Here is a 12,811-nt window from a genome sequence, read left to right as displayed (position 1 = left end):
TTGATTCATCACTAAATTAATTTTAGTGATAATTTTTCTTTTTCATAGCAATTTTTTCCCATCCTTAATCCTTTTTAAGGGTGGGTTTTGTTTTTATAAAAACATCAAAAAGCTATTTGATTTATAATTAATAAATTAGGCTTTTAGTATTAAATTCTAGAAACCATTTAGAGGTCTCTTAACATTTAATATCTTTACCAATCATTAGTCAATTTAAATTACACAATGAGCAACTTATTAGAAGTTAATCAGGTTTCTAAACATTTTGGAGACTTCAGGGCATTAAATAACGTGTCTATATCTATTCCAAAAGGCAGTATATTCGGATTATTAGGCCCGAATGGCGCCGGAAAAACCACATTAATTCGAATCATAAATCAAATTACCATGCCAGATACAGGTACGGTAAGAATAGATAACGAGTTACTTAACGCAAATCATATTAAAGATATCGGGTATTTGCCAGAAGAGCGCGGTTTATATAAATCGATGAAAGTTGGTGATCAGGCTTTATACTTAGCGCAATTAAAAGGTTTAAGCAAAGCTGAAGCTAAAGAGCGCTTAAAATACTGGTTCGATCGTTTGGAAATTGGCGACTGGTGGAACAAAAAAATTCAGGAACTTTCAAAAGGAATGGCGCAAAAAATTCAGTTTGTGGTTACTGTGTTACATCAACCTAAACTTTTAATTTTCGATGAACCTTTTTCAGGATTCGATCCTATTAATGCCAATTTAATTAAAGACGAAATTTTAAGGTTACGTGAAGATGGTGCTACGGTTATTTTTTCAACGCATCGTATGGAGTCGGTTGAAGAGTTATGCGACGATATTGCCTTAATTAATAAATCGAATAAACTACTAGACGGAAAGCTGATTGATATTAAACGTCAGTATAAAATTAACACCTTCGAAGTGGGTATTAAAACTGCTGATCATCTCATTTTACAGAATGAATTATCTGATAAGTTTACTGTATCTCCGGCAAATTTTAAAACCTTAGATGATGAACTGAAATTAAACATCAAATTATCGAACGGAGAAAGCCCAAACGATTTATTAAACTACTTAACATCTAAAGGCGAGGTGTCACATTTCGTGGAATTGATACCAAGTGTTAACGATATTTTTATTCAAACTGTAAAGAATAATCAATAAAAAAAATGAACCATTTACCACTTATCATAAAGCGAGAGTATTTAACAAAAGTTAGAAACAAATCGTTTATAGTCATGACGTTTTTGAGTCCGTTGGTTATGATTATTCTTGTTTCGGTTGTTGCTTATTTAACACAATTAAATAACGAAAAAGTCAGAACAATTTCAATATTGGACGAATCTGGTTTGGTACAGGATGTTTTTAAGAGCAACGAAAAGACGACTTATAATGTATTAAACGATATGTCGCTTAGTGAAGCTAAAATCTTTGCTAAGGAGACCGAAGCTTATGGCTTGCTTTACATTGGCGATTTTAAGGATGCCAACAATGCTTCAAAGCATATTCAATTTTATTCGGAAGAATCACCATCACTAACACTTATTTCAGATTTAGAAGGTCAGTTAGAAAAAAAGCTAACCAATTTAAAATTGTTAGATAATGGCGTGGATGTCGATATGATTAATGCCTCAAAAATCAATATTAATATCGCTCAGGAAAGTTTTGAAGGAGAAAAGACTTCAAAAACCGATAGTGTTGTAAAACTTATTTTTGGTGGCGCTGCCGGTTATTTGCTATTCATGTTTATCATTATTTATGGAAACATGATTATGCGTAGTGTTATTGAAGAAAAAACCAGTAGAATTATTGAGGTTATTATTTCTTCGGTAAAACCAGTGCAGTTAATGTTTGGTAAAATTGTTGGAACTTCTTTAGCAGGGATAACACAGTTTATTATTTGGTTGATTATCGGAAGTATTCTGCTAACCATTATTTCTGTTGTTTTCGGAATTAATGTCATGGAAAGTCAGCAGAAGGAAATGATGAATCAGGCTATGACGAATCCAGAAATTAACGAACAGGTTCAAAATTTTGTCACCTCGTTTTATAATTTACCATTAACTAATTTAATTTTTGCGTTTATCTTATTCTTCATCGGTGGATACTTGTTATATAGTTCGTTGTATGCGGCTATTGGTGCTGCTGTAGATAATGAAACGGACACGCAACAATTCATGTTACCTATTATTACACCTTTAATGCTGGCAGTTTATATAGGTCTATTTACGGTAATAGAAGATCCGCACGGAACGGTATCAACAGTATTTTCATTTATTCCGTTAACATCACCTGTGGTTATGCTTATGCGTATACCTTTTGGTGTACCGCTTTGGCAACAATTAGTATCTTTTGTACTTTTAATAGGTACTTTTGTGTTTACTGTATGGTTTGCTGCTAAAATTTACAGAGTAGGTATTTTAATGTACGGAAAGAAGCCAAGTTATAAAGAACTGATTAAATGGATTAAGTATTAATATGATTCAGGAGTTAGAAAAATTGGAGAAAATAGAAAACGCTGTAAGTAACAGTTCGTGGGGACATAAAATTAAGGATTTTCTAAACTTGCATGTTGAAATAACCGATAAGATTCACATTTCGGTACTGGATGTTATAGCTATAATTACAGCCATTTTTATAACAACTTTAGTGCTTCGAGTTCTTTTAAAATTGATTACTAAAAAGTTGCCGGATGAAGAAAAAGGGAAATTTAATGTAGTTTTCGGTTACTTCAGATGGCTTGTTTATCTCATCATCCTTTTAATTACTCTTAATGCAGTAGGCGTTAATGTTACCGCGGTTTTTGCAGCATCTGCAGCTTTAATGATCGGTATTGGTTTGGCACTTCAAACCTTATTTCAGGATATAATTTCCGGAATTTTTATTTTGGTTGATCAAACCGTGCATGTTGGCGATATTATAGAATTAGAGGGGAAAGTAGGTCGCGTTGAAGAAATAAAATTACGAACCACCAGAGCAGTTACCATTGATAATAAAGTGCTTATTATTCCCAATCATTTGTATTTAGAAAACAGTTTGTATAACTGGACTCAAAACGGAACCACAACGCGAGAAAGTGTGGCTGTTGGTGTCGCTTACGGGAGTGATGTGCAGTTGGTAAAAAAACTTTTAATACAAGCGGCGAATTCACATCCAGATGTTATGGCAACTTCAGAAACCGTGGTGCGTTTCGATAATTTTGGAGATAGTTCTTTAGATTTCCGTGTAGTTTTTACGCTTGCAGATAGTTTTAATGCTGGATTACCAAAAAGTGATATTCGTTTCGAGATTGACCGTTTGTTTAGAGAACACAATGTTAGTATCCCGTTCCCACAACGCGATATTCATATTATTCAAAACCCAAATCAATAAATAGAATTTTAAAAGGAAAATATTATGCCCAAAATTTTAATTATAGAAGACGAAGCAGCTATTCGTCGCGTACTTGTTAAAATTCTTTCAGAAGAAAATGATACTTATGTTGTGGAAGAAGCCGAAGACGGTTTAGTTGGTATCGATAAAATTAAAAATGACGATTACGACTTAGTACTTTGTGATATTAAGATGCCTAAAATGGATGGTGTTGAAGTATTGGAAGCAACTAAAAAAATAAAGCCTGAAATTCCAATGGTTATGATTTCTGGTCATGGCGATTTAGACACAGCTGTGAATACCATGCGTCTTGGCGCTTTCGATTATATCTCAAAACCACCAGATTTAAACCGTTTATTAAATACGGTTAGAAATGCTTTAGACCGAAAGGAACTTGTTGTTGAGAATAAGTTATTGAAGAAGAAAGTCGGGAAGAATTTTCAAATGGTAGGTGAGAGTGAAGCGATTTCACATATTAAAGATATGATTGAAAAAGTTGCACCAACCGATGCTCGTGTTCTGGTTACAGGACCCAATGGAACAGGTAAGGAATTGGTAGCCCATTGGTTACACCAAAAAAGTGATCGTAACAAAGGACCGATGATTGAGGTAAACTGTGCAGCCATACCAAGTGAATTGATAGAAAGTGAATTGTTTGGTCATGTTAAAGGAGCCTTTACAAGTGCCGTTAAAGACCGCGCAGGAAAATTTGAAGCCGCTAATGGCGGAACCATTTTTCTTGATGAAATTGGCGATATGAGCTTGCCAGCACAGGCAAAAGTTTTGAGAGCCTTACAGGAAAGTCGTATTCAGCGCGTGGGTAGCGATAAGGATATTAAGGTAAATGTTCGTGTGGTTGCGGCTACCAACAAAGACTTGAAAAAGGAAATCGCCGATGGGAAATTCCGTGAGGATTTATATCATCGCTTGGCAGTGATTTTAATTCAGGTTCCGCCGTTAAATGATAGGCGTGATGATATTCCGTTATTGGTGAATCACTTTTCTGAAAAAATTGCGAGTGAACATGGTACGGCTAAAAAGGAGTTTTCAGCGAAAGCTTTAAATTTACTTAAAGATTACGACTGGACGGGAAATATTCGTGAGCTTCGTAATGTGGTTGAACGCTTGATTATTTTAGGCGGAAAAGAGGTGAGTGAAGAAGACGTCAAGTTATTTGCAAGTAAATAACCTGACGTTTCAAAATAGGTTTATAGTTTACACGAGTCTAATTCAGCTAAATAAGCCGAAGCTAATGTTTTTAGTTGATTCGTGTAATAAACTTTTAATGCTTCAGAAGTCATTTCAGAAGTATTTCTTGAACTTGATTTTGAGATGTTTTGATGCCCGCAATTACAGCTTTTTAAAGTTTCGTTGTAGGTTTTAATATTTAAGTCAATCATCTTTTCATAAGACACAATGAGCTGTTGCTTTTTAAGTAGCAGCTCTTTTTCTTTTTGTGCGGCTAATTGCTTTTTAATCTCAGCTTCCTTACGTTTAAGTACTTCCTGCTGTGCAAGTAAAGCGGCCTGCTCATTTTTTAGGCTGGCTAAATCATTACTATCTGAGGCATCGGCTACATCTTCTTCTACAACTTCAGGCATGCTGTATGAAGATGTTGCGCATTTATCCATTTCAATAACACTTTGCTGGCAGAATTCTTTTGCTCGTTTTACAAAGTATCTACCGTCTTCATAAGTAGGCTGGTCGTCAACTTTGGCTAAAACTTCTAAAGCTTTATTGGCTTGTTCTAAAGCTTTGGTGCAATTGCAGTCTGCCAAGGTCTTTTTAGCAAGATTTATAGATTCTAACGATCGGTGTGCAGAGTATTTTAAGTGACTTATATTATTAGCTTCGTAAGACGATTTAACATGGGAATAAGCACTTACAAGATAAGCATTGGCATTGTCACATTTGCTTTGAGCATGTATGCTTAAGGTGCTAATCAAACAAAAGAGGTAGTAAAAATTTTTCATATAATTTGGGGTTATAACATAAATAGGTAAGACGAAAATACCAAAAACATTGTACTTTTCGGTGTTTTTCATCGAAATTGTAGAATTTACTATATTTAAAACTTTAATTAAAAACCTCAGAATTTAACAATTACTTACTTCTTTGACTATGGAAAAATACAAAGTAACTTCAAATATTACCCTAAAGGAATTAGAAACCAAAGTGGTAATTAACGACGCCAAGAAGGAATTAAAGCAGGTAAGAAAGAAGCTGGGGAAAATACAGGATACCATGTATGCTCATGGTAAATATGCTGTTCTTGTGTGTTTGCAGGGTATGGATACGGCCGGTAAAGACAGTTTAATACGCGAGGTGTTTAGAGATTTTAATACACGTGGTATTATTGTTCATAGTTTTAAAGTACCAACCGATTTGGAATTGAAACACGATTATTTATGGCGACATTATATAGCATTACCGGCACGTGGCAAATTCGGTATTTTTAATCGCACACATTACGAGAATGTACTGGTAACACGCGTGCATCCGGAATATATTTTAGGAGAAAATCTACCAACGGTGACCAAAGTGGAAGATGTTAATGATGCGTTTTGGGATAAAAGGTTTCAGCAAATCAATGAATTTGAACAGCACATTTCTGAAAACGGCACCATCATTTTTAAATTCTTTTTAAACCTTTCTAAAAAAGAACAGAAAAGCCGATTGTTAAGACGCCTGGAAAAACAGGAAAAAAACTGGAAGTTCTCGCCCGGAGATTTAAAAGAGCGTGAGGAGTGGGATCTTTATCAGGAATGTTACGAAGATGCCATAAACAGAACATCGAAACCCCATGCTCCCTGGTATGCTATTCCGGCTGATGATAAGGAGTCAGCGCGTTATCTCGTTGCTAAAATTATGTATGATACCTTAAAAGAATATAAAGATATCGAAGAACCGGAGTTGGATGATGAAATAAAGAAACATCTGGAGAAATATAAAGAGCAACTCAATAACGAGTAGTTTTATTTATATAGGCATTTACATTATAATAGAATTGAATTATTTTTCAAATAAATAAAAACGAATATATGAAGAACCTAACCCTTTTGTGTTTATTAATTATTGCATCAATAGTTTTTAAATCTCATGCCCAAACTGATGATGAAGTTTTAAAAACCATTTATACAAGTTCATTAACCGAGGGAGAAAGTTACAATTGGTTAAATTATTTATCCAATCAGATTGGAAGTCGTTTATCAGGATCATTAGGAGCTGAACGAGCGGTTCAGTACACCAAAGAAGAGTTAGAGCAGTTAGGGTTAAGCAAGGTTTGGTTACAGCCTGTTATGGTCCCAAAATGGATAAGAGGAGCCAAAGAATATGCATACATTGAAACAGTTCCGGGAAAGACCAGCACCGTTAATATTTGTGCTCTAGGAGGATCAGTAGCAACATCACCTTTAGGGATTAAAGCTCAGCTTGTTGAAGTTCATAATTTTGAAGAATTAGAAGCTTTAGGAAAAGAGCAAATAGAAGGAAAGATAGTGTTTTATAATCGTCCAATGCAGGCCGATTTAATTAATACATTTCAGGCTTATGGTGGTTGTGTTAATCAGCGGTACAAAGGGGCAGTTGAAGCAGCAAAATATGGAGCGGTAGGTGTTGTGGTTCGGTCTATGAATTTAAGATTAGATGATTTACCACATACCGGCAGCATGACTTATGACGATTTACCTGTAGCGCAACGTATTCCTTCGGTAGCTATCAGTACCAACGATGCTGAAACGCTTAGCACGATGTTAAAATTAAGTAAGGATGTAAAACTATATTTTAAAACCAGCTGTAAACAGTTAAACGATGTACAATCTTATAATGTTATTGGGGAAATTACCGGTAGTGAATTTCCAAATGAATATATGGTTGTAGGTGGGCATTTGGATTCGTGGGATTTAGGAGATGGTTCTCATGATGATGGAGCAGGAGTCGTACAATCTATGGAGGTTTTAAGATTACTGAAAAAAACAGGAATAAAGCCTAAACACAGCATTCGCGTGGTTTTATTTATGAACGAAGAAAATGGTTTACGCGGAGCTAATAAATATGCCGATGTGGCAAAACAAAAAGGAGAAAATCATGTGTTTGCTTTAGAAAGTGACTCTGGAGGTTTTACACCTCGAGGCTTTAGGTTTGATTGTGATGAAGCTAATTTTAATCAGGTGTTAAGTTGGAAAGAGCTGTTTAAACCGTATTTAATTCACTATTTTGAAAAGGAAGGCAGCGGAGCCGATGTCGGGCCGTTAAAAACAGATAAAAATGTGTTGGCTGGTTTGCATCCGGATTCACAACGTTATTTCGATCACCACCATGCCAGTAATGATACTTTTGATGCGATTAATAAACGCGAACTGGAATTAGGTGCTGCAACTATGACAGCTTTAGTATATTTGTTCGATAAATATGGAATAAAATAAAATTATGAGATATATAATTATCATGCTTTTTTCAATGGTTTGTTTTGCTCAAACTCAAAACGATTTACCGTATTATGAAATACCTGAAGCTCCTGAAGTGTATACGCCAGCAACGGCTGCAGCAAGAATGATTGATGGTTTAGGTTTTAGATATTACTGGGCAACCGAAGGATTAAGATTGGAAGATTTAGCCTATAAAATAGGCCCTGATTCCAGGACTTCGGGTGAAACGATTGAGCATATTTATGGCTTATCGAAGTTTATTAGAAATAGTGTTCTTGCTGAAAATAAAGATGACAATAAAAACGAGTTGTCTTTCGAATTGAAGCGTAAACAAACGCTAATGAATTTAAAATTAGTTTCCGATGCTCTAAAAAATAATCAAGGAACTTTCGATTTGGCTAATACTGAAGTGCCATTTTGGAACATTATTAACGGTCCCATTGAAGACGCGGTTTGGCATTGCGGACAAGTGGTGATGTTACGACGTGCATCAGGGAATCCATTTACTTCAAATGTGAATTTGTTTTCAGGAAAAGTGAAAACAAAGAATTAATCCAAAGGTTTTTGGTCGGGGTTTAAAGGTTCTTTTAAAAGGACCTTACAAATTTGGTAGTTTCCTTGTCTGAAGCCTGAAATCAATAAATTAATATCGTTTGGAGACCAGCAAGGTTGCATGTCTTCCACATCATTATACGTGATTTGTATTTTGTGGGTTCCGTCGTCTCTCATGATAAAAATTTCGGAGTGTTTCATGTCGTCAACTTTTGCAGAATAGACAATACGGCGACTCCCATTGGTGTTAGACCAGTCGGGGTATGTGCTTTCGTCTTTTAAATAAGTTAAACGGTTTTTGTCCTTGGTAAACAAATGCTGGCTGTAAATAACATTACTTTCACCTTGTGTGTTTTTGTTAGAAAAGTAGATGAGTACATCGCCTCGTGATGTTAAGTTAGGATACACATTTTTGAATTTATTGCTCACCACTTTCTTTAATCGTTTGCCTTTTGTAGAGCAGGCGTAAATATCGAAAATATCGGCTCTTTCGGAATATGAAAACATGAGCTCCATGCCATTAGGTGCAAAATTAGCGAAGTATTTATTGCCGCTTAGGTTTATAGGGAATTGGTTGACTTTACCAGAGTTAAAATCATAACTGTAAATTTCACTGGTTCCGGTTCGGTCTGATTCAAATAGAATCATGTTTTTTGAAGGATGCCATTTTGGTCGTCGGTCGTTGGATTGTGTCGTCATAACCCGTTTTTGAGCCCCTCCATCAATATTCATAGAATATATTTGCCAGATGCCGTCACGATTCGATTCGAAGATAATTTTAGTACCTTCTTTGTTGTAACTGGCGTATCTACTATCGCCATTGGAAAAGGTTAATTGTTCCTCTTTAAACCCTTCCTTTATTTCTTCTTCCTGAGCAAAACTATTTGAGATACATAAAATTGTTAAAAGTAAAACAGCAGGTTTAAAAATGAGAGATAGACGCATAGTAAAGGATTAGTGTTCAGCTAATTTAAAAAAATATAACTAAGCACGAAACCTAGTTGCGGCCAACTTGCCCATCAACGGATTCGAAAAGTTTTTTTGAATTAAAACCGATACCATCTTTGAAGACAATTTCCGTGTTTCTAATCTGTTTGATATCACTTTCTAAATCTCCATTAATTAAAATGAGGTCGGCTGTTTTTCCTTTTTCAATTGTACCAATAATCTCATCCTGGTTTAAATATTTAGCACCGTTGAGCGTGCAAATTTTTATTACATCAACTAAAGGAAATCCGCCTTCTACCAATAATTCAAGTGTATGCTGATTGGCGTAACCGGCTACTGTTCTTCCTGCACCGGTGGGGTCGGTTCCGGCGACTAATTTTCCGCCCAAATCGTAAAATCGTTTTAACCAGGTCATGTTTTTATGATAGGAGTCGATTTGCACATAATCTTTATTTACTCTTCGGTCGTAAATAGCCTTAACATCTTTTAAAACTTCCGGAGTTACCGCTCGTTCGCCGCCACCAGGAATAAGTTCGCGGTTGGTGTAAGGTTCAAAAACATTTGGTGTGGTTGTAATGGTTGTACCGTTTTTAATAAGCACCTCAATAAGGTGGTTTATTTTAGGACTGTCAATAGGTTCGCTGTCAAAGGCCTGTCTGGATTCAAAAGGATCGCAAATGTTTTCCTCTTTGTTAACTTCAAAATCTGTGGCCACTCGAAAGCCGTGTTCCAAATTATCAATACCAAGGTTCGAAGCTTCTTCATAGGTTACTGAACATAAATGTCCGGTAACTTTTAATCCGCGTTTGTGGGCTTCGGTCACGCAAACTTTCATATCTTCTTTTGTAATGTTATTATAAAGTTTGAATGAGGTGACACCGCGTTTTGACCAGAAGTCTACAATTTCTGAAACTTCTTTGGTGTTTTTTATATAGCCTAATTCGGCAATAGGAACACCTTCGCGTTCTATAAACGGGCTGGTAACATCCATTTTTGGCCCCGTCATTTTACCTTCTAAAATCCATTGTTTTACGTTGAGGTCGCTTTGTGGTTGAATGCTTCCGGCCGTTCGCATGGTAGTTACCCCTCCGGCAAGATATAGACGCGGAAAAGTAAAAGTGGATTGCCCAACGCTAAACCAGTTTTCGAAGAATTTAGTATAGAATAAATGTTCGTGTAACATAACCAAACCAGGTATTACTGTTTTTCCTGTGCCGTCAATTATCAATGCGTTTTTAGGAATTTTTAAAGTATTTGAATTACCAACACGTTCTATTTTATCGTCTTTAATAATAATGGTCTGATTATTTTTAATATCGCCTCCCGTTCCATCAATAAGTTTAACGTTGGTTATAGCTACTAAGCTTGTGTCTACCGAGATGAAGGCTTTTACTTCTTTTGTGAATTTTTGAGCATGAATTTGAATGGAAGTAAAAAGTAAAAATACGAGTGTTTTTAATAGATATTTCATATTGAGAAGCTTACAAGAACCCAAATTATGAAAATTATAGCAATATTAGTGAGATTCTGAATTGACTATTTTTAAAAAATGATTTAAGTAAAATTTTCCAATGGGCAATTCCTTTTTATTAATTTCAACCAATTCGTGAGTATATGACTTTATTTTGTTTACTGGAACAATGAAGGATCTGTGAATGCGAACAAATTCATTTTTGTCAATCATAGCCTCGATAGCCGATATGGTTTGCCGGCACAAATGCATTTTATCAGGTGTAAATATTTTTATATAATCTTTGTCACTTTCAATGTAGAGAATATCATCTAAAACTATTCGAACCTGTTTTCTGTCGATGCGAAGGTAAATAGAATCTATGCCAGATTTTCGTTCTAATTCCTGTGGTTCATTAGGGTTCAAAACATTTTCGTAATCGGGTAAAGCTTTGTTAACTGCTTTTAAAAATCGATCAAATTTTATGGGTTTCAATAAATAATCAACAGCATCCAGTTCAAATCCATCTAAAGCATATTCTTTGTAGGCTGTTGTAAAGATGATTTTTGGAGTGTTTTTTATAGAACGCACCAACTCGGTGCCTAATAATTCTGGCATTCTAATATCTAAAAATAGAATATCGATCTCGTTCGATTGAAGAAACATAAAAGCATCGATTGCATTATTACATTCGCCAACCAAATCTAACACAGGTAATTTTGCAAAATACCGACGTAAAACATCTCTGGCGAGAGGTTCGTCGTCTACTATGAGGCATCTTGGTTTTTTAAATTCAGACTGTTTCATTTTGCTTCATGTCGTTATGTGAATGTTTTAATCTTCTGAAATTTGATGGTCTAATACAATCTGGAGATTAACAATAAAAGTTTCATCATCATCTTTAATCTCAAATATGTGCTTGTGAGGATAGATTAGGTTTAGCCGTCTCCTAATATTTTCAATGCCTGTTCCTTTTCTTGACTTTTCATGAGTGTTTTCATTTATTTTTCCATTCATTAATTTAATACTGAATTTGTTGTCGGTAAGTTCAGATTTTATATTAATCCACGGATTATTAATCATTTTGCTGGCTCCGTGTTTGAAGCAGTTTTCAACTAAAGGCAATAAAATAAGTGGAGCAATTGTAATATCGTCGGTGTTCGAGGGAAACACAAAATGTAAATCAAGTTTGTTGTCGTACCTTATTTTTTCCAGATTCAGGTAATCAACAATCATTTCCAGTTCATTTTCCAACGGTACTCTTTTTTTCTTGCCTTCATCTAAAACGTAACGCAGAATATGAGATAACTCTAAAATCATTTTGGCACTTTTTGGTGATTCTTCCTGCGCCTGAGAATAAATGTTATTTAAGGTGTTAAACATAAAATGCGGCTGGACCTGTGCCAGAAGAAGGCGTAATTGGGCATCCGAATTTTCCTTTTGTAATTGTTCGTTTCGAATGGATTTTAAATAATAATGTTTAAACAATTTAAAACTGGAAGAAATAGAAAGAGCCGTAATCGAACCTAGTATACTTCCTAAATACGCATAAAATAATTTTTCTGTAAATGTGGTAGTGGTTAGGAATAATTCTGCGTTTGGAATCCAAATCATTTTGGACCAGGGAACATAAATGAGATAGGCAGCGTTAACCGTCATGGCTACAAAATAGAACACAACAAACCAGAAAAAGGCCAGAATATACCTTTGGGTAAATACAAATTTAGGAAGTATAAAATATAAGGCAGGATAGACCAAAAACATTTGAGGGAAAAGAAAAAAGAAGGTTTCAATGGAAGTCTTCCAAAAATTAGGAAAATGACCAGTAATTTGGTATGCAATAGGATTCAGGTAGCGGGTCATTGTGAAATAACCACCCCATAAAAACCAAAAGAACAGATGTCGCCCCAAACGATGCCATTTGTTGTCTGATAATATGAATTCCTTTATTGACATGGTTATTCGTATTTATATTCAAATGTATAACTATAAGAAATAGCTGAAATTTTACCGCTACATAAACATCATTTACGTAGACAGATACAAGTTAAGCAGCTACCAAACAAATTTG

12 protein-coding genes are annotated in these 12,811 nt (G+C 35.2%); 7 read left to right on the top strand and 5 right to left on the bottom strand.

All coding sequences use genetic code 11. From position 1 onward, the window contains the following. The first annotated feature begins 225 nt into the window (after positions 1-225). The 4 genes from NO995_RS00410 to NO995_RS00395 are packed head-to-tail and all read left to right on the top strand — an operon-like array spanning position 226 to position 4,551. Positions 226-1,155, top strand: a complete 930-nt coding sequence (locus NO995_RS00410; RefSeq protein ID WP_240571124.1) for an ABC transporter ATP-binding protein — start codon at positions 226-228, stop codon at positions 1,153-1,155. 5 nt (positions 1,156-1,160) lie between these two features. Then, on the top strand, positions 1,161-2,468 hold the full coding sequence (locus NO995_RS00405) for an ABC transporter permease (RefSeq protein WP_258225820.1): 1,308 nt from the start codon (positions 1,161-1,163) through the stop codon (positions 2,466-2,468). Between the two features lies 1 nt (position 2,469). Next, positions 2,470-3,363 carry a mechanosensitive ion channel family protein gene (locus NO995_RS00400; protein WP_240571119.1) on the top strand — a complete coding sequence of 298 codons (894 nt, stop codon included), beginning with the start codon at positions 2,470-2,472 and terminating at the stop codon, positions 3,361-3,363. Positions 3,364-3,387: 24 nt separating this feature from the next. Next, on the top strand, positions 3,388-4,551 hold the full coding sequence (locus NO995_RS00395; RefSeq protein WP_240571117.1) for a sigma-54 dependent transcriptional regulator: 1,164 nt from the start codon (positions 3,388-3,390) through the stop codon (positions 4,549-4,551). A 20-nt stretch (positions 4,552-4,571) separates the two neighbouring features. Here the strand turns inward: NO995_RS00395 and NO995_RS00390 are convergent, their stop codons facing one another. After that, positions 4,572-5,336 (bottom strand): hypothetical protein, encoded by a 765-nt coding sequence (locus NO995_RS00390; protein WP_258225819.1) that lies wholly within the window; start codon positions 5,334-5,336, stop codon positions 4,572-4,574. A gap of 148 nt (positions 5,337-5,484) precedes the next feature. On the opposite strand from NO995_RS00390, the gene NO995_RS00385 reads away from it, so the two are divergent. The 3 genes from NO995_RS00385 (at position 5,485) to NO995_RS00375 (ending at position 8,343) form a co-directional block, all read left to right on the top strand. Further along, positions 5,485-6,336: a PPK2 family polyphosphate kinase gene (locus tag NO995_RS00385; protein WP_258225818.1), complete on the top strand. Its 852-nt coding sequence runs from the start codon at positions 5,485-5,487 to the stop codon at positions 6,334-6,336. Between the two features lie 68 nt (positions 6,337-6,404). Then, positions 6,405-7,787 (top strand): M20/M25/M40 family metallo-hydrolase, encoded by a 1,383-nt coding sequence (locus tag NO995_RS00380; RefSeq protein ID WP_258225817.1) that lies wholly within the window; start codon positions 6,405-6,407, stop codon positions 7,785-7,787. 4 nt (positions 7,788-7,791) lie between these two features. After that, entirely contained in the window at positions 7,792-8,343 is a 552-nt protein-coding gene (locus tag NO995_RS00375; protein WP_240571108.1) for a hypothetical protein, read from the top strand. Here the strand turns inward: NO995_RS00375 and NO995_RS00370 are convergent. Genes NO995_RS00370 through NO995_RS00355 form a run of 4 tightly spaced genes read right to left on the bottom strand, consistent with a single transcriptional unit; the run spans position 8,340 to position 12,696 of the window. After that, entirely contained in the window at positions 8,340-9,287 is a 948-nt protein-coding gene (locus tag NO995_RS00370; protein WP_258225816.1) for a hypothetical protein, read from the bottom strand. The genes NO995_RS00375 and NO995_RS00370 overlap by 4 nt on opposite strands. 52 nt (positions 9,288-9,339) lie before the next feature. After that, positions 9,340-10,761 carry an amidohydrolase family protein gene (locus tag NO995_RS00365; RefSeq protein ID WP_258225815.1) on the bottom strand — a complete coding sequence of 474 codons (1,422 nt, stop codon included), beginning with the start codon at positions 10,759-10,761 and terminating at the stop codon, positions 9,340-9,342. 45 nt (positions 10,762-10,806) lie between these two features. Continuing rightward, a complete protein-coding gene (locus NO995_RS00360; RefSeq protein ID WP_258225814.1) occupies positions 10,807-11,547 on the bottom strand; it encodes a LytTR family DNA-binding domain-containing protein in 741 nt (246 codons plus the stop codon). A 27-nt stretch (positions 11,548-11,574) separates the two neighbouring features. Further along, positions 11,575-12,696 (bottom strand): sensor histidine kinase, encoded by a 1,122-nt coding sequence (locus tag NO995_RS00355; protein ID WP_258225813.1) that lies wholly within the window; start codon positions 12,694-12,696, stop codon positions 11,575-11,577. Positions 12,697-12,811: the final 115 nt, after the last annotated feature.

The sequence above is a fragment of the Aestuariibaculum sp. M13 genome, assembly GCF_024723255.1.
Lineage (GTDB): Bacteria > Bacteroidota > Bacteroidia > Flavobacteriales > Flavobacteriaceae > Aestuariibaculum > Aestuariibaculum lutulentum.
Note: the sequence above shows the minus strand (reverse complement) of the source record. Positions and strands in the feature narration are given on the sequence as shown.